Annotated in this window: 22 protein-coding genes; 14 read left to right on the forward strand and 8 right to left on the reverse strand. The window is 72.1% G+C overall.

Annotated elements, in window-relative coordinates; all coding sequences use genetic code 11:
• On the forward strand, positions 1 to 333 hold a 333-nt coding region (locus BM140_RS17910; RefSeq protein ID WP_165616490.1), incomplete at its 5' end, for a transposase.
• Positions 334 to 576: 243 nt separating this feature from the next.
• Complete coding sequence (locus tag BM140_RS17915; protein ID WP_244535482.1) at positions 577 to 1,986, forward strand: HdeD family acid-resistance protein; 1,410 nt, start codon at positions 577 to 579, stop codon at positions 1,984 to 1,986.
• A 231-nt stretch (positions 1,987 to 2,217) separates the two neighbouring features.
• Here the strand turns inward: BM140_RS17915 and BM140_RS17920 are convergent, their stop codons facing one another.
• Positions 2,218 to 3,444: a serine hydrolase domain-containing protein gene (locus BM140_RS17920; protein ID WP_091949529.1), complete on the reverse strand. Its 1,227-nt coding sequence runs from the start codon at positions 3,442 to 3,444 to the stop codon at positions 2,218 to 2,220.
• A 143-nt stretch (positions 3,445 to 3,587) separates the two neighbouring features.
• Here BM140_RS17920 and BM140_RS17925 point away from each other — a divergent pair, with 143 nt between their 5' ends.
• The 6 genes from BM140_RS17925 to BM140_RS17955 all read left to right on the forward strand — a co-directional run bounded on the left by BM140_RS17925 (position 3,588) and on the right by BM140_RS17955 (position 12,050).
• Positions 3,588 to 3,920, forward strand: coding sequence for a DMT family transporter (locus BM140_RS17925; RefSeq protein WP_244535483.1), 333 nt, complete (start codon positions 3,588 to 3,590; stop codon positions 3,918 to 3,920).
• 506 nt (positions 3,921 to 4,426) lie between these two features.
• Positions 4,427 to 5,800, forward strand: coding sequence for an SWIM zinc finger family protein (locus BM140_RS17935; protein ID WP_091949535.1), 1,374 nt, complete (start codon positions 4,427 to 4,429; stop codon positions 5,798 to 5,800).
• Positions 5,800 to 7,374, forward strand: a complete 1,575-nt coding sequence (locus BM140_RS17940) for a DUF5691 domain-containing protein (protein WP_091949538.1) — start codon at positions 5,800 to 5,802, stop codon at positions 7,372 to 7,374. The genes BM140_RS17935 and BM140_RS17940 overlap by 1 nt, the downstream gene beginning before the upstream one ends.
• Before the next feature lie 109 nt (positions 7,375 to 7,483).
• Positions 7,484 to 8,575 (forward strand): ATP-binding protein, encoded by a 1,092-nt coding sequence (locus BM140_RS17945; protein ID WP_091949542.1) that lies wholly within the window; start codon positions 7,484 to 7,486, stop codon positions 8,573 to 8,575.
• A gap of 5 nt (positions 8,576 to 8,580) precedes the next feature.
• Positions 8,581 to 10,893 (forward strand): DUF5682 family protein, encoded by a 2,313-nt coding sequence (locus BM140_RS17950; RefSeq protein WP_091949545.1) that lies wholly within the window; start codon positions 8,581 to 8,583, stop codon positions 10,891 to 10,893.
• Complete coding sequence (locus BM140_RS17955) at positions 10,890 to 12,050, forward strand: VWA domain-containing protein (RefSeq protein WP_091949548.1); 1,161 nt, start codon at positions 10,890 to 10,892, stop codon at positions 12,048 to 12,050. Before BM140_RS17950 ends, BM140_RS17955 begins: the two co-directional genes overlap by 4 nt.
• Positions 12,051 to 12,150: 100 nt before the next feature.
• Here BM140_RS17955 and BM140_RS17960 read toward each other — a convergent pair whose 3' ends face one another.
• On the reverse strand, positions 12,151 to 12,480 hold the full coding sequence (locus BM140_RS17960) for a YnfA family protein (protein WP_091949551.1): 330 nt from the start codon (positions 12,478 to 12,480) through the stop codon (positions 12,151 to 12,153).
• A 42-nt stretch (positions 12,481 to 12,522) separates the two neighbouring features.
• Positions 12,523 to 12,813, reverse strand: a complete 291-nt coding sequence (locus tag BM140_RS17965) for a hypothetical protein (RefSeq protein WP_091949555.1) — start codon at positions 12,811 to 12,813, stop codon at positions 12,523 to 12,525.
• Between the two features lie 130 nt (positions 12,814 to 12,943).
• Between BM140_RS17965 and BM140_RS17970 the strand changes: the two genes are divergently transcribed.
• Positions 12,944 to 14,041, forward strand: coding sequence for an SPL family radical SAM protein (locus tag BM140_RS17970; RefSeq protein ID WP_091949559.1), 1,098 nt, complete (start codon positions 12,944 to 12,946; stop codon positions 14,039 to 14,041).
• 17 nt (positions 14,042 to 14,058) lie between these two features.
• Here BM140_RS17970 and BM140_RS17975 read toward each other — a convergent pair whose 3' ends face one another.
• The gene (locus BM140_RS17975) at positions 14,059 to 14,817 is read right to left on the reverse strand and encodes an endonuclease III domain-containing protein (protein ID WP_091949563.1); all 759 of its coding nucleotides are present in this window, start codon (positions 14,815 to 14,817) and stop codon (positions 14,059 to 14,061) included.
• Positions 14,818 to 14,858: 41 nt separating this feature from the next.
• Complete coding sequence (locus BM140_RS17980) at positions 14,859 to 15,623, reverse strand: GyrI-like domain-containing protein (RefSeq protein ID WP_091949566.1); 765 nt, start codon at positions 15,621 to 15,623, stop codon at positions 14,859 to 14,861.
• Positions 15,624 to 15,793: 170 nt separating this feature from the next.
• Here BM140_RS17980 and dapF point away from each other — a divergent pair, with 170 nt between their 5' ends.
• Together dapF and mtaB are read left to right on the forward strand one after the other, a co-directional pair.
• Positions 15,794 to 16,687: a diaminopimelate epimerase gene (gene dapF / locus BM140_RS17985; protein ID WP_091949569.1), complete on the forward strand. Its 894-nt coding sequence runs from the start codon at positions 15,794 to 15,796 to the stop codon at positions 16,685 to 16,687.
• Positions 16,684 to 17,901: a tRNA (N(6)-L-threonylcarbamoyladenosine(37)-C(2))-methylthiotransferase MtaB gene (gene mtaB, locus BM140_RS17990; protein ID WP_091949571.1), complete on the forward strand. Its 1,218-nt coding sequence runs from the start codon at positions 16,684 to 16,686 to the stop codon at positions 17,899 to 17,901. The genes dapF and mtaB overlap by 4 nt, the downstream gene beginning before the upstream one ends.
• Before the next feature lie 129 nt (positions 17,902 to 18,030).
• Here mtaB and BM140_RS18000 read toward each other — a convergent pair whose 3' ends face one another.
• Complete coding sequence (locus tag BM140_RS18000) at positions 18,031 to 18,717, reverse strand: RluA family pseudouridine synthase (RefSeq protein WP_342030032.1); 687 nt, start codon at positions 18,715 to 18,717, stop codon at positions 18,031 to 18,033.
• A gap of 118 nt (positions 18,718 to 18,835) precedes the next feature.
• On the opposite strand from BM140_RS18000, the gene ftsY reads away from it, so the two are divergent.
• Together ftsY and BM140_RS18010 are read left to right on the forward strand one after the other, a co-directional pair.
• A complete protein-coding gene (ftsY, locus tag BM140_RS18005) occupies positions 18,836 to 20,278 on the forward strand; it encodes a signal recognition particle-docking protein FtsY (protein ID WP_091949577.1) in 1,443 nt (480 codons plus the stop codon).
• A gap of 29 nt (positions 20,279 to 20,307) precedes the next feature.
• Positions 20,308 to 20,922 carry a septation protein A gene (locus tag BM140_RS18010; RefSeq protein ID WP_091949803.1) on the forward strand — a complete coding sequence of 205 codons (615 nt, stop codon included), beginning with the start codon at positions 20,308 to 20,310 and terminating at the stop codon, positions 20,920 to 20,922.
• 98 nt (positions 20,923 to 21,020) lie between these two features.
• On the opposite strand, the gene BM140_RS18015 is transcribed toward BM140_RS18010, so the two are convergent.
• Both BM140_RS18015 and crtD read right to left on the reverse strand, forming a co-directional pair.
• A complete protein-coding gene (locus BM140_RS18015) occupies positions 21,021 to 21,917 on the reverse strand; it encodes a carotenoid 1,2-hydratase (RefSeq protein ID WP_207549478.1) in 897 nt (298 codons plus the stop codon).
• Positions 21,875 to 23,407 (reverse strand): 1-hydroxycarotenoid 3,4-desaturase CrtD, encoded by a 1,533-nt coding sequence (crtD, locus tag BM140_RS18020; protein ID WP_091949580.1) that lies wholly within the window; start codon positions 23,405 to 23,407, stop codon positions 21,875 to 21,877. The genes BM140_RS18015 and crtD overlap by 43 nt, the downstream gene beginning before the upstream one ends.
• Positions 23,408 to 23,513: 106 nt before the next feature.
• Here crtD and BM140_RS18025 point away from each other — a divergent pair, with 106 nt between their 5' ends.
• Positions 23,514 to 24,383: a polyprenyl synthetase family protein gene (locus BM140_RS18025; RefSeq protein WP_091949583.1), complete on the forward strand. Its 870-nt coding sequence runs from the start codon at positions 23,514 to 23,516 to the stop codon at positions 24,381 to 24,383.
• Positions 24,384 to 24,391: the final 8 nt, after the last annotated feature.

Genomic DNA, 24,391 nt, shown 5'->3' on the forward strand with positions numbered 1-24,391 from the left:
CCGACCCTCGATGCCATCCCGCCGCTGAGCACGGGCCGGCGCGGTCGACCGCGCCGACGCCCCGACAAGCTGCACGCCGACAAGGCCTACGAGGCCAAGGCGCGCCGCCAGGAGTGTCGGGCGCGTGGGATCGTCCCACGCATCGCCCGCAAAGGCATCGAGAGCAGCCAAAAGCTCGGCCGCCACCGCTGGGTCGTGGAGCGCACTCACGCTTGGTTCAACCGCTTCCGCCGCCTGCCCGTCCGCTACGAGCGCCGCGCCGACATCTACGACGCCTTCACCACCCTCGCAGCCAGCCTCATCACCCTCAACCAGATCAGACGGTTCTGTTAGGCGCTCTTATATCGAATCGCTAAGATTGTCTGGTTCGTCAGGCAGATGTGCGATCTTGCGCAAAGATCTCCGTTATCCCCTCTCTCGACCGCAGGGGGACGAACCCGTCTTCGAAGCCGGGGCACAAGTGCCATGTCGAGCGCATGACGGACGGTAGGACAATCGACGAGGCGGCTTTAATTCAATCATCATGACCGGCGAGGAATGGTTGGCGCCCGCGCGAATGTCCGACGCCGACTGGTCATGCACGAACCGCCTCCGTTCCCGCTCGACGATCCGTATCCCGGCAATGACCGCACCGGCCGCCGGGAGGGCGCCTCCGAGAGCGGGCGAGCCGCCCCGCTCTGGCTTCTGCTCGTGGGACGTGCCGAGGTGCGCCGACACTGGCACCTGCTTCTGGCCATGGGAAGCATCGGCGTCGTCCTCGGTATCCTGACGCTGATCGACTCCCTCGACGGCGCGCTCCACGTCCCGGAGCGCTGGTTCGGCCTGCTGCTTCTGATCGAGGGTGGGGCCTCGCTCATCGTCGCGACGACCGCCCTCGGCGCCGCCCGCCGCCTGCGCCTGCTCAAGGGCGCGGTGTTGCTGGCGTTGGCCGTGCTGATCGTGGCGGCGACGCGCCACAGCACCTTCCTGCTCGCCATGATCTTCGGCACCGTCTTCCTGATCGACGGCGCGATCCGGATCGTCATCGCCGGCGTGCTGAAATTCTCCGGATGGCGGATGTCGGCCGCGCTCGGGGCCTTCGGCGTCGCGTTCGGCGTGTTCCACCTCCAGCCCTGGCCGACATGGTATGCCGGAACGGTGGGGTACTGCCTCGCGACGTTCCTGATCCTCGCGGGGGTGCGTGTCGCGCTGACCGGCGTGCTGATCCGGCGGATGTCCGTGGGTCCGGAAACGGCGTTCGCCGCGACGGGGTCCGACAGCCTGACGGTCTATGTCTGGACTCCGACCGGGCGGGCCACGACGCCGGCCCGGCAGCGACTGATCCGCCGCTACGTCGCCTCCGTCAACGCCCGCGGGATCTTCTCGACGGGGCACGCGGCGCTGGCCCAGGGCGACGACCTCTATCTCAGCCATTATCCGGCCGTGGAGATCGATCGCTCGGCGGGGAACCTGCGCACGACCCTGCGGGCCGGGCCGGAGAACGACGTGCCCGGCCGCTTCCTGCCGTCCTATGCCTTCGAGGCGGACGATTGGTGCGAGGCGACCGTCGCGGTCACGCTCACCGGCATCGACGCCGCCCGATTGCGGGCGTTCTGCGACGCGTATCGACGCGATTCCACCTACAACTTCACCGGCCGCAACTGCTCCACCACCGTCGCGAGCGCCCTCGACGCGGCGGTGGAGGGCGCCTTCGCCCGCGGCGGAACGCCGTGGCGGCGCCTCGCCAAGGCGATGACGACCCCTGAGTTCTGGGCCGCGGCGCTCCTGCGCAACCGGGCTGCCGCCATGACGTGGACGCCGGGCCTGGTGCTCGATTACAGCCGCGCGCTCAGCGCGCTGCTCGATCCCGTCGCGCCGGTGCCGGCCATCGCATGGGCGGACGTCCGGCGACGGCTCCTCGGGCGCGGGCGGGGCCGCGCGATCACCGTCTTGACCCGGCTCGTGCGGCGGCGCCCTTCACCGTGCCCGGAGACGCGAGAGGCATAATATCGATCGGCGACGATCCTGATCCATCGCCGATTGCCCCCGCGACGGTGGGGCGGCGGGCGTCCGTCGGACGCGCGGAACAGGACCATCGGTCCGGTTCCGTGCCGCTCGGCATAAGTGTCTCTCACAAAAGTCCCGCTGCGCCGTCGCGCCCGGAGAGGACACCGACCGTGAACGGGCGTCTTGTGAGGCACTCGAAGCGGCTTCCCCGAGGCCGCGTCGCATGACCCGTCAGGGTCGGACGGTCGTGAGGGCGTCGGCGATCGCCTGCATCACCGCCAGCGTCTCGGCCTCGTCCTGCTCGGCGCCGTGATCGCTGAGCTTCACGATGACCGTGCGGGTCTCGCGGTTCACGTAGACGTATTGGCCGTAGACGCCGATCGCCGAGATATCGCCGTCATCCCCGCCGGGGGCGTGCCACCATTGGGCCGAGTAGTGCCAGCCGTCCACGGCGCGTCGGGCCGGGGTCGTGATCCGCTCGATCCAGCGGGCGGGCACGATGCGGGCGCCGCCCGCGCGGCCCTGATCCGCCACGAGGAGACCGAGGCGGGCGAAGTCCCGCGCCGTCGCATTGATGCAGCAGAACGCCTTCTCGACGCCGCCGGGGCGGTCGAGATTCCACGTCGCCTCGGCTTGCGCGCCCATCGGCTTCCAGATCCGCTCCGAGAGCAGCTCCGCCAACGGCTTGCCCTCGACGCGGGCCAGGATCAGGCCGAGCACCTCGGTGTCGATGCTGCGGTAGCGGCCCTCGCTGCCCGGCTTGAACGCCAGCCGCGCATGGTCGCGCACGAAGGCCGTGATGTCCCGCGTCAGGTACATGCCGGCCGTTCCGGTCAGCGGCTGCCGCGGATCGTAGTTCTCCGGCACGTCGAGCCCGCTCGTCATGTCGAGCAGGTTGCGCACCGTGATCTGTCCGAACACCGCCGGATTGCGCAGTTCGGGCAGGAGGTCGGCCACGCGGTCGGTCTCGGCGAGTTTGCCGCGGGCGATGGCCGAACCGACCAGCAGGGAGACGATGGACTTGCCCACCGACCAGGACGGGAACGCCGTCGCCGGGCCGGTGCCGGGCCGGTGCCATTCGTGGACCAGGACATCGTCCTGCACCACGAGGAAGGCATTGGTGTGCGTCGCCGCCAGCATCGTGGCGAGCGGCACCGTCTGCCCCTTCCACGGGACCTGATCGAGGATCGGGCGGGGCTCGAACGGCAGGGGGCGGGCCCGCGCGGGCGCCGCCACTTTCCGGCTCGCGAACCAGCCGCCGACGGCCGAGGGCTCGATCACGGCCAAAGCCGCGAGGGTGACGGGATTGGGCAGCCCGATCACGGCGGTGGCGCCCCAGGCGCCGCCCGCGGCGAGCGCCGTACCGATCGCGGCGACCGCGATCCGACGGCGCGCGGGCGACTTGCGGGGCGACGGCGCGCGGATCGACGGTTCGGGAAGCGTGGACGCCGCGGACATGGCCACAGGGTGTCGCCCAGGAGGTTGAAGATTCCCTTGCCGCCCTGGGGGCGCGGCGTGGGGCAAACCCTCAAGACATTCCCGGTAGACAAGCGTCGGCCCGCCCGTCGGTCGGGACGCGCGCTCCGGCAAGGACGTCACTGGTGACCCTGCATCCGCTCATGATCCTCGGCTTCGCCATCTGCGCCGAGGTGACGGCCACACTGGCCCTCAAAGCCGCCGACGGCCTGACGCGGCCGGGCCCGACCGTGATCGTGATCCTCGGCTACGGCACCGCTCTCTGGCTCATGTCCAACAGCATGGACATGCTGCCGATCGGCGTCGTCTACGCGATCTGGGCGGGGGTCGGGATGGTCGGCGCGGCGCTCGGCGGCGCCTGGCTCTACGGAGAACCGATCAACACGACGCTGCTGGTCGGCATCGGGGTCGTCGCGCTGGGCGTAACGATCCTCGCGGTCGGGCAGGGCCAGCACTGAAGCGGACCGAGATGGCTGTCGTGAGCGAAAGAGCTCCTGACCGGACGCAGCCACCAAAAGGGTAGCCGCCCTGCTCATGGCCGCGACACGCGAGGTCAGTGTTCAATCCGCCGACCTGCTCCGGTTGGAACGGATCGAGGTGCACCGCAACCGTCGGGGTCTTGCGAGCTGTGCGGTGATGATCGCCTCGAACGTTCCGGCCGGGTTGATCGCGGCCCTGCCGTTCCGCGCGGCCACGACGATCTTACTGGTGCTTGGACTTCTCCGAATGCGCCTGATAGTTGAGCCGGGGGCCACCTGCCGGACTAACCCAGACTCATAAAAATAAAAATTCCGAACACCCAAGGCTATCAAAAGAATCTGGGCGCAAAGAAAAGATCGATCTGGAAACGGGTTCGATAAGGTGAGCCCATCGCACCCCGTTCGTCAAGCTTGATTGGCGTGCGGAAGACGGTAACCTGGGTCGTCAACAGCTTCGGTCACCGGACGATCGGCTTTTCTCACGCATGACCTTGACGGCGGCCCAGATCCTCGACCTCGCGCCCGACGCGTCGAGCCGCAAGGCCGGCCAGGATCAGGCCAAGCCTGCCAAGTGGGGCGGGCTCGGCCGGGCCGGAACGGTGATCTGGGGCGAGATCAAGGGCAGCGGCGCGAGCCCCTACCGCACGGTGGCGGATCTGGCCGGGCCGGCCTCCAAATGCACCTGTCCGAGCCGGAAATTCCCCTGCAAGCACGCGCTCGGCCTGATGCTGGTCGATGCCGCCGCGCCGCTTGCCGAGGCCGAGCCGCCCGACTGGGTGGCGGCCTGGACCAAGGGCCGCGAGAGCCGCGCCGCGGCGGCGGAGACCCGCAGCGCCGAGCCGGCCAAGCCCGTGGACGAGAAGGCGCAGGCCAAGCGCCGGCAGGCGCGCGAGGACCGCGTCGCGGGTGCGCTGGACGACCTCGCGCTCTGGCTCGGCGACCTGATGCGCCGCGGGATCGCGAGCACGCGGGCCGAGCCCTACGCCTGCTGGGACCGCGTCGCCGGGCGCCTCGTGGACGGTCAGGCCCCCGGCCTCGCCCGAAGGGTGCGGGCCCTGCCCGGCCTCGCCGTGGGCGCCGCTGCCCCCGGCGCGCCCCGGCCGGAGGAGGCGATGGCCCTCGCCCTCGGCCGGATCGGTCTCCTGGTGCGGGCGGCGCGGCGCATCGACCGGCTCGCCCCCGAGCAGGCCGCCGCCGTGCGAGCCGCCATCGGCTACCCGGTCGGGGCCGAGGCGATGGCGGAGCAGCCGGATCGCGCCGAGGATTGGGCCGTGCTCGCCCACACGGTCGAGGAGGAGGACCGGCTCACCGCCCGCACGATCTGGCTCGCCGGGCGCGAGAGCGGGGCGCTGGCGCAGGTGATCGATTACGGCGCGGCCGGATCGCCCCTGCCGCCGGTCCCGGCCGCGGGGCAGGATTTCGCCGGATCGCTCGCCTTCCATCCCGGCGCGCCGCCGCTGCGCGCCGTGCTGCGGGAGGGCCGGGCGGCGCCGTCGCCCCCCGGCCCGCTGCCCGGAGGCACCCGCGTGGCGGAGGCGCTCGACGGCTATGCCGCGGCGCTGGCGCTCGCGCCCTGGCTCGAATCCTGGCCGCTGCGCCTTTCCGGCATCCGCTTCGGGCACCTGCCGGAACACGGCGCGGGCGCACCCGCCTTCGGTGTCGGCGACGCCACCGGCTGCCTCGCCCTGCGCGGCGATCCACGCCTGCCGGCCCTCGTCGCGGTGGCCGGCGGCGCACCCGTCGATCTGTTCGGCCTCTACGATGGCTTCGGCCTCGCCCCCTTGGCGCTGGTCGCGGAGGGCCGTCTCTACGCGGTGCCGGCCCAGGACCCGCGGCCCGTGCTGATGCGGGCGGCCTGATGACGGAGCCGTCGGCCGGCCGGGGTTGGGACGCGGCACTCGCCGCCGCGCTGATCGGGGCCGAGCGCGCCCCGCCGCCATCCGGGAACGGTGCGCTCGCCGACCTCGATCCCGGCGGCGAGGCGGGCCCGCGGCTGCTGGCGCGGCTCGCCGCCCATGGGCTGCACCACCTCGCCGGAACGGGACGCGCGGCCGGAGCCCTGACCCCGCTGCCGCCGCGGATGGCACACGGCCCCGAATGCCCTCCGGCCGCGGCGACGCGGCTCGCCCTGCTGCTCGCCGCCGGCCCGTCGCGGTCCCGGCTGGCGGAATGGTGCGACCTTGCCGCCGCCTCCGGCGTGCGCGCCCCCGTGTGGCTGCTACCGGCGCTGGCGCCCCATCGGCCGGACATCGCCTCGGTCGAGACCATTGCCGGCGCGGAACTCGACTGGCTCGCCCAGGCCTGCGGCGGCACGGCCGGGACCGCGCCCGCGCCGGAGGATTGGCAGGAGGGGACGCCGCAGGAGCGCCGCGCCGCCTTCGTCGCCTTCCGCGCGCGCGATCCGGACGGGGCCCGCGCCGCCCTGGAGGCGGGCTTCAAGGCCGAGAAGGCGCAGATGCGCGAGACGCTGGTCTACGCTCTCGAAACGGGCCTGGGCCTCGCCGATGCCGACTTCCTGGAAACCTGCCTCGACGACCGCGCCGCGGGCGTGCGCAGCGCGGCCCAACGCCTGCTGCCGCACCTGCCCGGTTCGCTCTTCGCCTCGCGCATGGCGGTGCGGGCCAAGACCGCGCTGAGCGTCGAGAGCAAGCCGCGCAGGTCGGGCGAACCGGCGCTGACCCTCGCGGTGACGCTGCCCGAGGAATCGCCGACGCTCGCCCGCGACGGCGTAACCCCCAACGCCTACGAGCAGCGCGGCGGCGGGGCGCGGGCCGGGATGCTGCGCGAGATCCTCGCCGCCGCCCCGCTCTCGGCTTTCGCCGAGCACCCGCCGGCCGTGTGGATCGAGCTGGCACTGCGCTGCGACTTCTCGGAACCGGTCTTCGAGGGACTGTTCCGCACCATCGCCCGCGAGCGCGACCCGGATTGGCTGCGCGACACCGCCGCCGTCCTGGCGCAGGCCTATGCCGGCCGGATCGAGGGCGTGCGCCGCACGAAGCCGCTGCGGGATCTCTGGGCCCGCGCCGTCACCCTGCTGCCGCCGGCCGATTGGGACGCCACCGTCCGCGAGGCGATCCGGGCGGGCGGGAACGACGTCGTCCTGGCCTTCCTCGGCACCGGCCCCGCCGCCCTGTCCGAGGGCGTGAGCGCGGCCGTGCTCGACTGGCTCGCCCAGGTGTCCCGCGGCTCGCCGTCCGACCGGCACCAACTCGCCAAATCCTGGCTGCTCGACCGGCTCGGCGAGCGGCTCGAACCGAGCGAGGACGCCGCGGCCGCCGCCGCCGCCATCCTGGCGCGCCTGCCGGAGGATGCCGGCGAACGCCGCCTCGGCGAGCAATTCCCCCGGCTCGTCGAGACGCTCGAGCTGCGCGCCGCGATGAGACGTGAGTTCTCGAGCATCGTCCTGGATATCGGATCCAAGACGATGCTCTAAGTTTCTGTGCCGCATCGTCTTTTTCCGAAAGCCGGTTCCCACCTTTCGGGAGGATGCTCTTGCGGCGCGAATTCGCCTGACCCTCCACCGCACGGGAGATCACCCAAGGATGACGACGAACAAGGGAGCGCAGCTGCGCCGGGCCGCGGAGGATGCCTTCGCCGAGGAGATCGAGGCCCTGCACGCCGCCGACGACCGGCCGCGCCCGCCGAACTGGCAGCTCTCGCCGCAGGCCGTCGTCACCTATCTCCTGGGCGGGCGCCTCGCCTCGGGCTTCGAGGTCACCCCCAAATACATCGGCGAGCGGCGGCTGATGGAGATCGCGGTCGCCACGCTGGCCACCGACCGGGCGCTGCTGCTGCTCGGCGTGCCCGGCACCGCCAAGAGCTGGGTCAGCGAGCATCTGGCGGCGGCCATCTGCGGCACCTCGCGCCTGATCGTGCAGGGCACCGCCGGCACGAGCGAGGAGGCGATCCGCTACGGCTGGAACTACGCGCTGCTCCTCGCCAAGGGCCCGAGCCGGGAGGCGGTGGTCGGCTCGCCGATCCTGCGGGCGATGAGCGAGGGCCGCATCGCCCGCGTCGAGGAATTGACCCGCATCCCCTCCGAGACGCAAGACAGCTTCATCACCATCCTCTCGGAAAAGACCCTGCCGATCCCCGAGCTGAACGAGGAGGTGCCGGCCCGGAAGGGCTTCAACCTGATCGCCACGGCCAACAACCGGGACCGCGGCGTCAACGAGCTGTCGAGCGCGCTCAAGCGGCGCTTCAACACCGTGGTGCTGCCTCCGCCGGCCACCATCGAGGCCGAGATCGCCATCGTCGAGAGCCGGGTCGCCGCACTGGGCCGCGCCTTCGAGATCCCGGCCGAGCCGCCGGGGGCCGACCAGATCCGCCGCGTCGTCACGATCTTTCGCGAATTGCGCGAGGGCGTGACGGTCGATGGGAAGAGCAAGGTCAAGCAGCCTTCGGGCACGCTCTCGACCGCGGAGGCGATCAGCGTCGTCGGCAGCGGGCTGGCGCTCGCGGCGCATTTCGGCGACGGCCGGCTCTCGGCCCACGATCTGGTCTCGGGGATCAGCGGCGCCGTGGTGAAGGACCCGGTGCAGGACGCCATCGTCTGGCGCGAATATCTCGAGACGGTGGTGAAGGAGCGCGACGGCTGGAAGGACCTTTATCGGGCCGCCCGCGAGAGGGCGTGAGCCCGATGCCCGACATCCGCCTGTTCGGCATCCGCCATCACGGCCCCGGCTCGGCCCGCTCGCTGCGGGCCGCCCTCGACGCCTTCGCGCCGGACTGCCTGCTGATCGAGGGCCCGCCGGAGGCCGAGGCGCTGATCCCGCTCGTCGCGCACGAGGCCATGGCGCCCCCCGTCGCGCTCCTCGTCTACCGGCCGGAGCAGCCGCGCGACTGCGCCTTCTTCCCGTTCGCGGCCTTCTCGCCGGAATGGGTGGCGATGCGCCATGGGCTGGCCGCGGGCGTCACCGTGCGCTTCATCGACCTGCCGCAGGCGATCCAGTTGGCGGAAGTCCCGCCCCCGGCGGAGGCGGCCCCGGAAGGTCCCCTCGACGCCGTGCCGGAGGCCATGGCCGAGGAGGCGACCGCCGGGGCGCCCCATGAGGCGCTCCCCGAGGCACGCCACGCCGCGATCCGGCGCGATCCCCTCGGTGAGTTGGCTGAGGTGGCGGGTTATCCCGACGGCGAGCGCTGGTGGGACGCCCTGATCGAGAGCCGCGCGGGCGAGGATGGCGACGTGTTCGCCGCGATCCACGAGGCGATGGCCGCTTTGCGCGAGGGCGCCGGGCCGGACCCCGACGAGCCGGAGCGCGAGGAGGCCCGCGAAGCCCATATGCGCGGCGCCATCCGCAAGGCCGCCAAGGAGGGGTTCGAGCGCCTCGCGGTCGTCTGCGGCGCGTGGCACGTGCCGGCGCTGGCCCGGCACGATGCGCGCGGGCAATCCTCCGTGGATGCCGCGACCCTCAAGAATCTGCCGAAAACCAAGGTCGCCTGCGCCTGGGCGCCCTGGTCCTACGAGCGGCTCGCCACGGCGAGCGGCTACCGTGCGGGCGTGCTCTCGCCCGAATGGTACGACACCCTGTGGCACCACGAGGACAAGGTCGCCGCCCGCTGGCTCGCCCGCGCGGCGGCGCTGCTGCGCGCGGCCGACCTCGACGCGTCGCCGGCCTCGGTGATCGAGGCGGCCCGCCTCGCCGAGGCGCTGGCGGCGTTCCGCGGACGCGCGCGCCCGTCGCTCGAAGACCTCGACGAGGCGGCGCAGGCGACGCTGTGCTTCGCCGACGCCGCGCCGATGGCGCTGATCCGGCGCAAGCTCGTCATCGGCGAGCGCCTCGGCGCGACCCCGCCGGACAGCCCCTCGACGCCGGTCGAGGCCGACTTCGCCGCCCAGTGCAAGCGCCTGCGGCTCAAGCCCGGCGCGGATGCTGGCGAGATGACCCTCGATCTGCGCAAGGAGAACGACCTCGCCCGCAGCCACCTTCTCAACCGGCTGGCGCTCATCGGCATTCCCTGGGGCACGCGGCGGGAGGCGCGAGGGCGCGGCACCTTCAAGGAGGCGTGGTTTCTGAGCTGGCAGCCCGATTGGGTGGTCGAGCTCGTGGCCGCGTCGGCGCTGGGCGGCACGGTGGCCGAGGCCGCCGCGGGCCGGGTGCGGGAGCGGGCGCGGGCGGCGACCCGCGTCGCCGAACTCTCGGGCCTGATCGGCACGCTGCTGGATGCCGACCTCGCCGACGCCACCGCGGACGTGATCCGGGCGCTCGACGCCCGCGCCGCCGTCTCGGCCGACGTGTTCGATCTGATGGACGCCCTGCCGCCGCTGGCCGAACTCGCCCGCTACGGTTCGGTGCGCTCGACTGAGACCGCCCCCGTCCTCGCGGTCGTGCGCGGGCTGGTGCCCCGCGTGGCCGCCGGCCTCACGGCCAACTGCCAGAGCCTCGACGACGATGCGGCCGCAGCGGCCAGGACGCGCATCGTCGCCGTCTCGGGCGCCGTCGCGCTGCTGGAGGAACCCGAACTGAAACAGGCGTGGCAGGAGGCTTTGCGCGGATTGGCCGACCAGGAGCACGTCCATGGCCGCGTCGTCGGCCGCGCCGTGCGCCTGCTGTTCGACGACGGCGCTATCGCGGCGGAGGAGGCCGGCGACCGCCTGCGCCGCGCGCTGTCGCGGGCCGCCGGGGCGCTCGCCGCCGCGGCCTGGATCGAGGGCTTTCTGGAGGAGGGCGGCCCGGCGCTGATCCACGGCCAGGGCTTGCTCGGGATCGTCGATGACTGGCTCGGCGGCCTCGACGACGCCCTGTTCACCGAGTTGCTGCCGCTGGTGCGGCGCACCTTCGCCAGCATGGAGAAGGCCGAGCGCCGGGCGATCGGCGAGGCTTTGGCCCGCCCTGGCGGCGCCGGCCTCGCCGCGGACGAGCCCGGCCGAACCTTCGACGCGGAGCGTGCGGCCAAGGTGCTGCCGATCCTGCGCCTGCTCCTCTCCCCGGACGCCGGAGACGCCGCATGAGCGCCATCACGGACGCCGAACGCCTGCGCCGCTGGCGCCTCGTGCTGGGCGGGGAGGCCGCCGACGGCACCGGCTGCGCCCTGTCGGAGCAGGACCGCCGCCTCGACCGGGCGCTCGGCGCCCTCTACGATTCCGACCGCAAGGGGGGCCTCGGTGCCTCGGCGCCGTCCGTGCCGCGCTGGCTCGGCGACATCCGCGAATACTTCCCGGCCTCCGTGGTGCAGGTGATGCAGCGCGACGCCTTCGAGCGGCTCGACCTCAAGCGGATGCTGACCGAGCCGGAGATGCTGGAGGCGATCCAGCCCGACGTATCGCTGGTCTCGACCCTGATCTCGATGCGGGCGCTGCTGGGCGGTCGCACCAAGGAGACCGCCCGGCTCGTCGTGCGCCGGGTGGTGGACGAATTGATGCGCAAGCTCGAGGAGCCGCTCAAGCAGGCGGTCACCGGCGCCATCGACCGGGCCAGCATCAACCGCCGCCCGCGCCATGCCGAGATCGACTGGAACCGCACCATCCGGGCGAACCTGCGCCACTATCAGGCGGAATACCGGACCGTCATCCCCGAGACCCGGCTCGGCCACGGCCGCAGGAGCCGCGGCTCGCTCAAGGACGTGATCCTGTGCATCGACCAATCCGGCTCGATGGCGCGCTCGGTGGTCTATTCGAGCATCTTCGGGGCCGTGATGGCCTCGCTCCCTGCGGTCTCGACGCGGCTCGTGGTGTTCGACACCGAGGTGGTGGACCTCTCCGACCAGCTCGACGATCCGGTCGAGGTGCTGTTCTCGGTCCAGCTCGGCGGCGGCACCGACATCAACCGCGCGGTCGGCTATTGCGAGGCCCGCATCACCCGGCCCGAGGACACGGTGCTGGTGCTGATCTCCGACCTCTACGAGGGCGGCGTCGAGGCGGGCCTGCTCGCCCGGGCGCAACGCCTCGTCGCCTCGGGCGTGCAGGTTGTGGCGCTGCTGGCGCTTTCCGACGAGGGCGCCCCCTCCTACGACCGGGCGCTCGCCGCCCGCCTCGCGGCGCTGGGCGTGCCCGCCTTCGCCTGCACGCCGGACCTGTTTCCGGACCTGATGGCGGCCACGATCCGCAAGATGGACCTCAACCAGTGGGCGGCGGCATCCGGGATCAGCGCCGTGGCGGCCGACGGCTGATATTTTGCAGCATCGGCCCGAGTGGGATTGCCCGGCTTCCGGGCCGATGGGTCGCTGTTGCCTGAAGGATCGTCCGGGATTTCGGATCCGGGGCGACCCTTCAGCTCCCCCGCGGCGCGAACAGGATCACCGCCATTCCGACCAGGCAGATCACGCCGCCGGCCAGATCGAACCGGTCGGGGCGGTGCCCCTCGACCAGCCACAGCCAGAGGATCGAGGCCGCGACGTAGACCCCGCCATAGGCCGCGTAGGCGCGGCCGGCGGCCTCGCTCTCGACGAGGGTGAGCAGGAACGCGAACAGGGCGAGCGAGGCGAGGCCGGGAAGAACCCACCAGACCGAGCGGCCGAGCCGCATCCAGGCCCAGAAGGCGAAGCAGCCGCCGATCTCGGCGAGTGCGGCGGCGGAAAAGGCGAGGAGCGTACGGGTCATCGCCCCGGCTTGCACCGAGGCGGAGGCGAGGCCAAGCCGGCGTCAGGCATCGTCCTCGGGGGCGAACACCTCGCCGCGCTCGGCCAGGCGCACGTTGCCCTCGTCGGCCCGGAGCTGGCGCGCCGCGCGATACGCGACGGCGGCCCGGTGCAGCCGCGCCTCGTCCGGATCGGCCGGCTCGGGGGCGGAGGGGTCGGCCCGGTCGGCCAGCGCCTCCACCGCGCGGTCGAGAGCTGCCCGCTCGTCGCCGTCGAATCCGGCCGGATCGCCGAACCCGAGCCGGCGCGCGGCGAGCCCGGCCAGGACCTGCCGCTTCGTCTCCCAATCCGCCATGGCGCTCCCTCCGGTCAGCGACCTCTGCCGGACTCAGCGCGCGGGTGCGGGCGCGGTTCCGTTGGCATGAAACCCGTGTTGTGCAACCCGTGTTTCGGGACCCGCTGCGGCGCCTCGCCGGTTGCCCGGCATGACCGACATCCTCGAACGTAGGCCGGACGCCCGCCCAAGGCCGGCACGGCTGTGGCGCCCGCGCCGGGTGCTCGTCACTCCGGCCGCGCTGGAGCACGCCCATGGGCGCGCCATGGCCGAACGGGCGGACGCCGAGGGGCTGCCGGTCGAGCGTCTGGCGAGCAACCGCCTCACGGCGCAGAAGGGCGATCCGCGCCGGGTCTATGCCGAGGCCAAGGCGACGTTGGCCATCGTCGTGGCCCCGCCCTCGAAGCTCAAGCTCCAGCCGATCCCGCCGAGCGCCGACTGGCGCTTCGACCTCGCAGAGGGCTGCCCGGCGCATTGCCAGTACTGCTACCTCGCCGGCTCGCTCTCCGGCCCGCCGGTGACCCGCGCCTACGCCAATCTCGACGCGATCCTGGCCAACTTGCGCGACTATGTCGGCCGCGGCGGCGTCACCAGCGCTTCGCCCGAGCGGGCCGCGGAGGGCACCACCTTCGAGGCCTCCTGCTACACCGATCCGCTCGGCATCGAGCATCTCACCGGCTCGCTCTCGGCGGCGATCCGGCATTTCGGCGCCTGGGACGCCCCGGTGCAGCTGCGCTTCACCACCAAGTTCGCGGCCGTGGCCCCGCTGCTCGACCTGCCGCATCGCGGGCGCACCCGCATCCGCTTCTCGGTCAACGCCGCGCCCGCCGCCCGTTACGAGGGCGGGACCGCGCCGCTTCACGAGCGCCTCGCCGCGATGGGCGCCGTGGCGGAAGCGGGCTACCCCGTCGGCCTCACCCTCGCGCCGATCCTGCCGGTGGAGGGCTGGCGCGGGGCCTACGACGCCCTGCTCACGGAAGCCGCCGACGCCCTCGCTCGCGTGCCGGCGCCGGACCTGACCGTCGAACTCATCACCCACCGTTTCACGCCGGGCTCGAAGACGGTGCTGGAGGGCTGGTATCCGGGCTCCGACCTGCCGATGCGGGAGGCCGAGCGCAGCCGCAAATTCACGAAGTTCGGCTCGGTGAAATACGTGCTGCCGGCGGACACGATGCGGGAGATGCGGGGGTATTTCTACGAGCGCATCGGCGAACGGCTGCCGTTCGCCAAGATCTTGTATTGGACGTGAGAGCCGGCGTTTCCGCCTCACCCCTTCATCCGCGCGTGCCCCGTGGGACACAGGTCGAGCAGCGGGCAAGCATCGCAGGCCGGGCTGTGGTGGAAGCACACCTTCTGCCCGTGCAGCATCAGCACTTCGTGGTTGTCGTAGAGCGCCTGCGCCGACCAGTCGTCCGGAAGCTGGGCCCGCAGGATCGGATGGCTCGGGCCGACATCGACGCTCCGGCCGATCAGCCCGGTGCGCTGCGCCACCCGGTGATGATGGCTGTCGACGGGAAGGGCCGGCATCCGCAGGGTGCTGAACGAGAGCACCGCCGCGCTGGTCTTCGGGCCGATGCCGGGGATCGCCTGGAGCCACGCGCGGGCCTCGTCCACGCGCATCTCGGCGAGAAAACCGAGGTCGAGCGCGCCGTTCCTCTCACGCACCGCCGCCAGCACCGCCTTGATGCGCGGCGCCTTCAGCTCCGGCCAGGTGACGCCCCGGATCGTCGCCTCGATCTCGGTCGCATCCGCGGCCTCGACCGCGGCCCAATCCGGCCAGCGCGCCCGCAAGGCCTTGAAGGCCCGCCCGGACTCGGCGTTGCGGGTGCGGTGGGACAGGAGCGAGGAGATCAGCTCGGAGAGCGGATCGAGGCTGTGGAAGTAGGGGATCGGGCAGCCATAGACGCCGCAGAGCCGGCGGTGGATGTCGAGCGCCTTCTCCTTCAGCGCCGCGCTCGGCGCGGGCGGTTCCGTGCGGCGGGCGCGGCGGGGAGCGGGGATGTCGAGTCCGGGCAGCATCGGCATATGAGCCGAATCCGCCAGCGGACTCCCCGGTTCCTGCGACCTTACTTCGCCTGCTCCTTCGTCGTCTCCTTGGGCAGCGCGTAGATGTTGATGTCGAGCTTCTCGTCCGAGCCGCCCTTGAGGTCGCTGACATATTCCTCGACGAAACGGTCCTGCACGTCGATCTCCTTCACTTCGAGATAGGCCGTCAGGGTCTCGTAGGTGCCGTCGATCTCCTCGTAGGTGCCGGTGTGCCGGTAGCGCAGCGCCTTGCCGGAGGGCGTCGAGCCGAACTTCACCCCGTCGACTTCGGCCCCGCCCGCGGGCGCCGCCTCGATCGGGATCATCGCCTCGTACTGGAAACCGTCCTCCTCGGTCTTGGTGAAGACGGCGAGCGGGCGCCCGGCCGGCTTCACACCCGCCTTGGCGAGCGCCGCCTCGATCCGCTTGAACGACTCGGTGAGGCTCGCCACCGCCTCGTCCCATTTGGTCTGCCCCGAGACGATGGCGGTGGGCTTGGCCGGCAGCGTCACCTCGTCGACGTCGTTGGCTTCGGTGGGCGCCGGCACCAGTGTCGGCAAGGCCGAGGCGCCGGGCTTGGCGACGGGGGCCGGATCGGACCCGCCGGGATCGCGCACGGGCGCCTGTTCGGGGGCGGGCATCGCCGTGCCGGGGCCGGATTTCGACGGGTCGGGCGCCGTCGTGACCGGAAGCGGGTCGGTCTCGGCGGGGGAGGGGGCGTTGGTGGGAGGCGGGGCGTTCTGGGCCAGGGCGGCGAGCGGGCCGAGAAGCAGGAGGCCGGCGGCAACGAGGGCGGGACGGGTCAAGGCGCGAGGCTCCATCGGGTCCGCGGCATGAGGCGGGGTCGCGCTTTAACGTTAGGGCCGAACGCGGGGTTTCGCGAGGGTGCAGACCGGCCGCGCGCATCGATCCCGCGACGCGGACGCCGGATTGGGCTATGGGGCGGCCCAACTCCTCTCATCCGCAAAGAGGTCGCATGAGCCCTCTCGCAGACCGCCGCTTCCTGAAGATGCACGGTGCGGGCAACGCCATCGTGGTGTTGGACCTGCGCGGCACCGCTCTCCGCGTCACCGCGGCGGAAGCCCGCGCCATCGGGGCCGATCCGCGCTCGCGCTTCGACCAGTTGATGGTCGTGCACGATCCCGTGAGCCCCGGCACCGACGCGTTCATGCGCATCTACAACACCGACGGCTCGGAATCGGGCGCCTGCGGCAACGGCACCCGCTGCGTCGCCTACGCGCTCCACGACGACCCGGCCATGGCGCGCCCGGCCGAGGGCGGGCGGCTGACGCTGGAAACCAAGGCCGGACGGGTGGCGGTGAACCGTGTCGGCGAACTCTCCTTCACCGTGGACATGGGCCAGCCGCGGCTGAAATGGGACGAGATCCCCCTGGCCGAGCCGTTCCCCGACACGCGGCGCATCGAGTTGCAGCTGGGGCCGATCGACGATCCGGTGCTGCACTCGCCGGCCGCCGTCAGCATGGGCAACCCGCACGCGATCTTCTTCGTCGAGCGCGACCCCGACACGTTCGATCTCGGCCGCATCGGCCCGCTGCTCGAGGCGCATCCGATCTTCCCCGAGCGCGCCAACATCTCCATCGCCCAGGTGACCGGCCGCGACACCATCAAGCTCCGGGTCTGGGAGCGGGGCGCCGGGCTGACGCTCGCCTGCGGCACCGCCGCCTGCGCCACCGTCGTCGCCGCCGCGCGCCTGCGGATGATCGGGCGCGCCGCCCGCGTGGCGCTGCCGGGCGGCGAATTGTCGATCGAGTGGCGGGCCGACGACCACGTGCTGATGACCGGGCCGGTCTTCCTCGAAGGGGAGGGCACCTTCGCGCCCGAGATTTTTGCCGGGGCTTCCGCCGGATGAGCGTCGAGACGCTGACCTTCGGCTGCCGGCTCAACACCGTCGAATCCGAGGTGATGCGCGCCCGCGCCGAGGCGAGGGCCGCCGACCGCGACCTCGTGCTGGTCAACACCTGCGCGGTAACGACGGAAGCCGGGCGGCAGGCCCGCAAGGCGATCCGCCGGCTCGCCCGCACGCGGCCGGGCGCCGAGATCGTGGTGACGGGCTGCGGCGCCGAGGTCGAGCGCGAGTCTTACGCGGCGATGCCGGAAGTGGCGCGCCTCGTCGGCAACGCGGTGAAGCTGAAGCCCGAAAGCTGGGGCGAGGCCGCCGACATCATGGCGGCTCGGGCCGCGGACTCCACCGCCATCGACCGGATGGCCGGGCATACCCGGGCCTTCGTGCCGGTGCAGAACGGCTGCGACCACCGCTGCACCTTCTGCGTCATCCCGTTCGGGCGCGGGAATTCCCGCTCGGTGCCGTTGGCCGATGCGGTGGCGCAGGTGCGCCGCATCGTCGAATATGGCGGGCGCGAGGTGGTGCTGACCGGCGTCGATCTCACGGCTTACGGCCGCGATCAGGACGCCGACCTCACCCTCGGGCGCCTCGTTCGGGCGATCCTGCGGGAGGTGCCCGATCTCGCGCGGCTGCGCCTGTCCTCGATCGATTCGGTCGAGGCCGATCCCGACCTGATCGCGGCGTTCGCCGAGGAGCCGCGGCTGATGCCGCATGTCCACCTCTCGCTCCAGGCCGGCGACGACCTGATCCTCAAGCGGATGAAGCGCCGCCATTCCCGCGCCGACGCGATCCGCTTCTGCGAGGACCTCCGCCGGCTTCGCCCCGGCCTCGTCTTCGGGGCCGATCTGATCGCCGGGTTTCCGACCGAAACGGACGATCAGTTCACGCGCTCCCTCGACCTCGTGGCGGAATGCGGGCTGACGCATCTGCACGTCTTCCCCTACTCGCCCCGCCCCGGCACCCCGGCCGCCCGGATGCCGCCTGTCGAGCCGGACGCCATCCGCAGCCGCGCCGCCCGGCTGCGCGAGGCCGGGGCGGCGGCGTTGGCGCGCCATCTCGATGGGGCGGTCGGCCAGACCCGGCTCGTGCTGACGGAGCGGGGCGGGATGGGGCGGACGGAGGATTTTTCGGGGGTGCGGTTCGCGAGCGAGGTGGCGCCCGGGGAAATCCGCGAGGCAAACATCACCGGTCACGACGGCCAAGTGCTGATCGCGGCGTAAACGCTGCGATTCCTTCTCCCCTCTGCGGGAGAAGGTGGCCCCCGAAGGGGGTCGGATGAGGGGAGACCCCGTATCAGGATCGGGCAGTGAGCCGGAGGGCGGGCGCCTCGTTCGGCACCGTCGCTCCCCTCACCCGCCCGCTCCGCGGGCACCCTCTCCCGCGGAGGGGAGAGGGTTGTTCTCGGCACCGTCCGGCGCGAGGCCACAGGCCGACAAGCCGTCCAGCATATGCCCCGGCGCGGGCGCACTCACCGCAATCGCCGCCCGCTTCGGATAGAGCGGCAAGCTCAACCCCCGCGCATGGAGCTGCAACACGCCGTCCCGCCCGGCGCCGCCGTAGATCGCGTCGCCGACGATCGGCCAGCCCATCTCCGAGCAATGGACGCGCAGCTGATGCGTGCGCCCGGTCACCGGCCGCAGCTCCATCCAGGCGCGCCCCTCGGCGCGGCCGAGCACGCGGAAATGCGTCAGCGAGGGCAGGCCCGCCGGGTCGGCCTTCATCCACCAGCTGCGCGGATCGTCGGAACGGCGGGCGAGCGGCAGGTCGATCTGCCCCTCGTCGGGCGGCGAACCCTCCACCAGCGCCCAATAGGTCTTTTCGACCTTCCCATCCGCGAACAGCCGGTTCAGCCGGGCCAGCGCCTTGGCGTGGCGCCCGAGCACGAGGCAGCCCGAGGTGTCGCGGTCGAGCCGGTGGGCGGCCTCCGGGCGGCGCGGCAGGCCGAAGCGCAGCGCGTCGAGTGTGTCGGTGAGCGTCGGCCCGCCTTTCGGCCCCGGATGCACCGGCAGACCCGCCGGCTTGTCGATGACGAGCATCAAGGCATCGCGGTAGAGGAGGGAAAGCCCTATCTGCGGGTCGACGCTGCGGTTCGGTGCCTCGGGAATCATGCCCCTGGGCTAGAGTGCCGGACCTTCGTGAGCAAGGTTTTCGAGGATGAGCGACGACGAGAAGCCCGGCTGGTTCGGGCGCCTGTTCGGGCGGAAGGGCCCGGAGCCCAAGCCGTCCGAGGAGGCGGTGGTGCCGGAGCCGACCTCGCCGGCCTCCGAATCCGAGGGCGTGCCGGACTTCGCCACCGGCGCCGACGACGTCAGCCACGTGCCGCCGCCGGTGAGCGAGCCCTCGCCCGAGGATCCGGACAAGAACCGCATCCCCGACGAGATCGAGGGTGCCGACCTCCAGCCCGAGCCGCAGCCGCCGGTGGAGGACGTGGCGTTCGAGGAACCGCAGGAGGAGACACAGGAACTCGCGCCCGAGCCGGAGCCCGAACCGGCCCCCGAGCCCCTGCCCGCCGCTGCGGAGAAGCGCGGCTGGTGGTCCCGCGTCACCGGCGGCGAGGCGCCGCCCGCCGAGCCGACGGCTCCGGCGGAAGCCGACATCCAGCCGGTCGACGCCGCCGCCGCGCTCGCGAGCGACGCGGTTCAGGGCGCGGTCGAGGGCAGCGAGAAGCGGGGCTGGTGGTCGCGCCTCACGGGGGGCCTCAAGCGCACCTCCTCGGCCCTATCCGACCGGGTGACCGGCCTCTTCACCAAGCGCAAGCTCGACGCCACCACCCTCGAAGACCTCGAAGACGCGCTGATCCAGGCCGATTTCGGTGTCGAGACCGCGACCCGGATGGCCGAGGCGGTCGGCAAGGGCCGCTACGAGAAGGGCATCTCCCCGGACGAGGTGCGGGCGATCCTGGCGAGCGAGATCGAGCGGGCGCTGGAGCCGGTGGCGGTGCCGATCACGCTCGATCCGGCGAAAAAGCCCTACGTGATCCTGACCGTCGGGGTGAACGGCGCCGGCAAGACCACGACCATCGGCAAGCTCGCCCTCAAGTTCAAGGCGGAGGGCCGCAGCGTGATGCTGGCGGCGGGCGACACGTTCCGCGCCGCCGCCATCGAGCAGCTTCGGGTCTGGGGCGAGCGCACGAACGTGCCGGTGATCAGCCGGGCGCAGGGCTCGGACGCCGCCGGCCTCGCCTTCGACGCCTTCAAGGAGGCCCGCGAGGCCGGCACCGACGTGCTGCTGATCGACACCGCCGGCCGGCTCCAGAATAAGGCCGGGCTGATGGCCGAGCTGGAGAAGATCGTGCGGGTGATCCGCAAGCTCGATGCGGAGGCGCCGCACGCGACGCTGCTGGTGCTCGACGCCACGGTGGGGCAGAACGCGCTCAGTCAGGTCGAGCTGTTCTCGCAGGCCGCGCCGGTGTCGGGCCTGGTGATGACCAAGCTCGACGGCACGGCGCGCGGCGGCATCCTCGTGGCGCTCGCCGCCAAGTTCGGCCTGCCGGTGCATTTCATCGGCGTCGGCGAGGGCGTGGAGGATCTGGAGCCGTTCGCGGCCCGGGACTTCGCCCGCGCCATCACCGGCCTGCCCAGGGAGGAGCGCGCATGATCACCGACCGCACGACCGATCGGACCGGCATGCCCGTGGAAAGCGTGCCCCCGCGCCGCCACCTGCCGCCGCTGCTGAAGCTCGCCCTGGAGATGGGCCCGCTCGTCGTGTTCTTCCTCGGCAACGCCTATGCCGAGCGCTTCGGCGTGCATCCCGAGAGCAAGCTGTTCGTCGCGACCGGGGTGTTCATTGGTGCCACGATCCTGTCGCTCGGCATTCACTTCGCCCTGCTGCGGCGGCTGCCGATCATGCCGCTCGTCTCCGGCGTGGTCGTGCTGGTGTTCGGCGGCCTGACGCTGGCCCTGCAGGACAAGACCTTCATCATGATGAAGCCGACCATCGTGAACACGCTGTTCGGTCTCGTCCTGCTCGGCGGCCTCGCCTTCGGCAAGCCCCTGCTCTCCGTCGTCCTCGACAGCATGTTCGCCCTCACCGACGAGGGCTGGCGCAAGCTGACCTTCCGCTGGGGCCTGTTCTTCCTCGCGCTCGCCGCCCTCAACGAGATCGTCTGGCGCACGCAGACGGAAGATTTCTGGGTGAACTTCAAGGTGTTCGGCATCATGCCGCTCACCATTGTGTTCGCGCTCGCGCAGACGCCGCTGCTGCTGCGGCATGAGAAGAAGGATGGGGCGAAGGGGTCCTGAACGGAAGGCGCTACGGCGTCCGGCCGATCGCACCGGCGCCCGCGCAACCCCTCGCCCTTCTGCGGGGAGAGGGAGCTCAGCAGGCACCAGTGTGACCGTCAGCCGATCCGCCGCGGCATCCGGAACGGCAGCATGAACTGCACCGCCGGATTGCGAAAACGCCCGAGCGACAGGCTCTCATGGACCGGCCGCACCGCCTCGCCGTCGAGCGTCGAGGCCAGGAGCGAGCGGGCGTAGAACGGCGTATCTTCGAAAGTCTCGACCACGCTCGCCCGCCCGTCGTCGCTGCGGGTCGGGCGCGGCATCTTCCAGAAGCGCGTCTTGGGCAGTTCGGCCGCGAGCGGCGGGCGCATGTCGCGGCGGCTGCCGTCGGCATCGAAGCGCAGCGTCAGGTTCTGGCCGCTGCCGTCCTTGCGGCGCACGTCGTAGAGGATCGCCGAGCCGCGTTTCAGGGAGGCCCGACACCACGTCCAGTCGGCGAACGAATCCTCGAGCCGCCCGTCGCCGTCGTTGGTGTCGAAGTAGCCGTTGCCGCGCCACCCCAGCTCGGGGGCGGTGAAGGCGGCTTCGACCTCGCAGGACGGGGCCATCGGCCACCAGCGGTGCAGGCCGTGGGAATCGAGGGTGAAGGGCTGGGCCGTGATTCCCCGCGGGCGCACCCGCACCGTGCCCCGTAAGCGCCGCGGGATCGGCGCGCCGCGCTCGTCGAGGCGGATCGTCAGTACGCTGCCGTCCCAGTCGAGGGAGGACGGGCCGATGGCGATGGAGGTGGCGTCGCGGGAGAGCGAGCGGGCGTTGCGCTCGGTCATGGTGAAGCGCTTGTCGGCGCCGTAGAGCACGACGTTGACGGCGCAGTGATTGAACGGATCCTGCTTCGCGTTCAGGAAGTAATAGGGCGAAAACACGCTGCCGATGAAGGCGATGACGGTGAGCCCGTGGCGCCCGTCCTCGCTCAGCGCATCGACGTACCACCAGACATAGCCGCCCCGCGCCACGTCGGCGTCGAAGCGAGGTCCGCGATCAGTGCCGCCGCCGCGAGCCGGCCGGATTGCGCCGCCATCGGCACCCCCGGCCCCGGATGCACGCTCCCCCCCGCCAGATAGAGCCCCGGCACCTTCGTCCGCGCCCCCGGTCGCTTGAACGTCGCCGTCCACCCGTGCGAGGCCCGGCCGTAAAGCGCCCCCCCGGTCCCCGGAAACAGGGCTCCGAAGTCCTCCGGCGTCGTCACCGCGGCCGGCGAGACCGGCTCCAGCGTCAGCCCGCAGGCCGCGAGTCTCTTCGTCCAGCTCGTCTCGCATGCGGCGATCTCCTGAGGGGTGAAGCGGCGCTCGCCGTCGGCGGGCGCGTTGACGAGGACGAGCAGCCGCTCGGGACCGTCGGGGCCGGCGCCGGCATCGTCCCGGTCCTGCGCGCAGACATAGATCGTGGGGTCCGGCGGCAGGCGCCGCCCACGCAGGATCGCGTCGAACTCGGCGCGATAATCGGCGGAAAAGAACACGCTGTGATGCGCGAGTGTGAAGCCGCGCGCCCGGGCGTTTAGGCAGAAGGTCACCGCCGAGAGCGAGCGCTCGCGGGCCGGCACCCGGTCGCCCTCTCGCGCCGCGTCCGGCCCGAAGAGCCCCGCGCCGAGCGCCGCCACGTCGCCGCCCGCGATCACCGCCTCCGCCGCGATCCGCTCGCCATCGGCGAGTTGCACCCCCGCGATCCGGCCGTTTTCGGTGACGATGCGGGCGACATGAGCCCCCGTGCGGATTCGCGCGCCGCGCCGCTCGGCGAGGTCGGCCACCGCGCGGGCGAGCCGACTCAAGCCGCCCTCGAGGGTCCAGACGCCGGCCTGCTCGACATGGGCGACCAGCATCAGCGTCGCGGGGGCTGCGAAGGGCGAGGCGCCGCAATAGGTGGCGTAGCGCCCGAACAGCTGGCGCAGCCGCGGATCGCGAAAGTACTCGCCCAGCGCCGACCACAGGGTCGCGAAGGGCCGGATACGCCAGAGATCACCGATGCCGGTGAGCCCGACGCGCTTGCCCAGTTCGACCGGGTTCGGCCGGTCCGAGCGGATGAACGGCCCCTCCAGCGTACGGTAGACTTCCGCGGCCCGCGCGCAGAAGCGGCGATAGCCGTCGGCCTCGCGGGGTCCGGCGAAGGCGGCGATGGCCGCGGCCGAGGCGTCGATATCGGCGAATAGGTCGAGCCGTTCGTTCGCCGTCCAGGCGTGGCGCGCCAGCACGGACGCCGCGCGCAGCCGCACCTCCGATTCGAGCGAGGCGCCGGCCTGCGAAAAAAGCTCCTCGAACACCCAGCGCATGGTGAAGACGGTGGGGCCCGCCTCGATCGCCGCTTCACCGACGGGCAGCGCCCGCATCTTGCCGCCCACCGTCGCGGCACGCTCCAGCACCGTCACGTCGAACCCGCGCGCGGCGAGCGTCAGGGCCGCGGAGAGTCCGCCGATGCCGGCGCCGACGACGATGACGCGCTTCTCCGCCACGAAACCCTCATGTCTGCCGGGTTGAGCGTTGATCCCGGAAACGGAAAGTGTCAATCTGGAATGACAGAACAAGAGACAACATGACTTGACATAGGGAGAGAGCGCCATGGATGTCGGAAGGCGGATCGAAACGGCGCTCGATGTGGCGGTCTCGCATCTGGAAGCGCCCGGCGCGCCGCCGCAGCTGGCGGAGGCGATCCGATACGCGGTCTTCCCCGGCGGCCACCGCATCCGCCCGCGCCTGTGCCTCGCCGTGGCGCTCGCCTGCGGCGACGACGATCCGGCGGCCTCCGACGCGGCGGCCGCCGCGATCGAGCTCCTTCATTGCGCCAGCCTCGTCCACGACGACCTGCCCTGCTTCGACGATGCGCCGATGCGCCGCCAGAAGCCCTCGGTCCACGCCGCCTTCGGCGTGCCGCTGGCGGTGCTGACCGGCGACGCGCTGATCGTCGCCGCCTTCGAGACGCTGGCCCGCGGCGCCGCCCGCCGGCCGGAACGGCTCGCGGCCCTGGTCGGCCTCGTGGCGCGGGCCGCGGGCTCCCCCGTCGGCATCGTCGCCGGACAGGCCTGGGAATCCGAGGCGCATGTCGATCTGAGCGCCTACCAGCAGGCCAAGACCGGTGCGCTGTTCGCCGCCGCCACCGTGGCCGGTGCGGCGGCCGCGGGCGCCGCGCCGCTGCCGTGGCGCCTGCTCGGCGAATGCCTCGGCGAGGCTTACCAAGTCGCCGACGACCTGCGCGACGTCGCCTGCCGCCAGGAGGAGATCGGCAAGCCCGCCGGGCGCGACGCCACCCTCGGGCGCCCCAACGCCGCGGCCTTGCTCGGCATGGGCGGCGCCCTGGACCGGCTCAAGCGCCTCACCCGCGAGGCCATGGAGGTGATTCCGGTCTGCCCCGGCCTGGAGACGATCCGCGCCGAGATCGAGGCGCAGAGCCGGTTGTTCCTGCCGGCCTCGCTGCGCCCGGCGCTCGCCTGAGAAGGCTC

It is taken from the genome of Methylorubrum salsuginis, assembly GCF_900114375.1.
Taxonomy (GTDB): Bacteria; Pseudomonadota; Alphaproteobacteria; order Rhizobiales; family Beijerinckiaceae; genus Methylobacterium; species Methylobacterium salsuginis.

What these genes read in the sequence shown, in the direction of transcription:
- BM140_RS17915 (WP_244535482.1), top strand. Translation starts at nt 577, where the DNA reads ATGCACGAACCGCCTCCGTTCCCGCTCGACGATCCGTATCCCGGCAAT.
- BM140_RS17920 (WP_091949529.1), bottom strand. Translation starts at nt 3,444, where the DNA reads ATGTCCGCGGCGTCCACGCTTCCCGAACCGTCGATCCGCGCGCCGTCG.
- BM140_RS17935 (WP_091949535.1), top strand. Translation starts at nt 4,427, where the DNA reads ATGACCTTGACGGCGGCCCAGATCCTCGACCTCGCGCCCGACGCGTCG.
- BM140_RS17940 (WP_091949538.1), top strand. Translation starts at nt 5,800, where the DNA reads ATGACGGAGCCGTCGGCCGGCCGGGGTTGGGACGCGGCACTCGCCGCC.
- BM140_RS17945 (WP_091949542.1), top strand. Translation starts at nt 7,484, where the DNA reads ATGACGACGAACAAGGGAGCGCAGCTGCGCCGGGCCGCGGAGGATGCC.
- BM140_RS17950 (WP_091949545.1), top strand. Translation starts at nt 8,581, where the DNA reads ATGCCCGACATCCGCCTGTTCGGCATCCGCCATCACGGCCCCGGCTCG.
- BM140_RS17955 (WP_091949548.1), top strand. Translation starts at nt 10,890, where the DNA reads ATGAGCGCCATCACGGACGCCGAACGCCTGCGCCGCTGGCGCCTCGTG.
- BM140_RS17960 (WP_091949551.1), bottom strand. Translation starts at nt 12,480, where the DNA reads ATGACCCGTACGCTCCTCGCCTTTTCCGCCGCCGCACTCGCCGAGATC.
- BM140_RS17965 (WP_091949555.1), bottom strand. Translation starts at nt 12,813, where the DNA reads ATGGCGGATTGGGAGACGAAGCGGCAGGTCCTGGCCGGGCTCGCCGCG.
- BM140_RS17970 (WP_091949559.1), top strand. Translation starts at nt 12,944, where the DNA reads ATGACCGACATCCTCGAACGTAGGCCGGACGCCCGCCCAAGGCCGGCA.
- BM140_RS17975 (WP_091949563.1), bottom strand. Translation starts at nt 14,817, where the DNA reads ATGCCGATGCTGCCCGGACTCGACATCCCCGCTCCCCGCCGCGCCCGC.
- dapF (WP_091949569.1), top strand. Translation starts at nt 15,794, where the DNA reads ATGAGCCCTCTCGCAGACCGCCGCTTCCTGAAGATGCACGGTGCGGGC.
- mtaB (WP_091949571.1), top strand. Translation starts at nt 16,684, where the DNA reads ATGAGCGTCGAGACGCTGACCTTCGGCTGCCGGCTCAACACCGTCGAA.
- BM140_RS18000 (WP_342030032.1), bottom strand. Translation starts at nt 18,717, where the DNA reads ATGCTCGTCATCGACAAGCCGGCGGGTCTGCCGGTGCATCCGGGGCCG.
- ftsY (WP_091949577.1), top strand. Translation starts at nt 18,836, where the DNA reads ATGAGCGACGACGAGAAGCCCGGCTGGTTCGGGCGCCTGTTCGGGCGG.
- BM140_RS18010 (WP_091949803.1), top strand. Translation starts at nt 20,308, where the DNA reads ATGCCCGTGGAAAGCGTGCCCCCGCGCCGCCACCTGCCGCCGCTGCTG.
- BM140_RS18025 (WP_091949583.1), top strand. Translation starts at nt 23,514, where the DNA reads ATGGATGTCGGAAGGCGGATCGAAACGGCGCTCGATGTGGCGGTCTCG.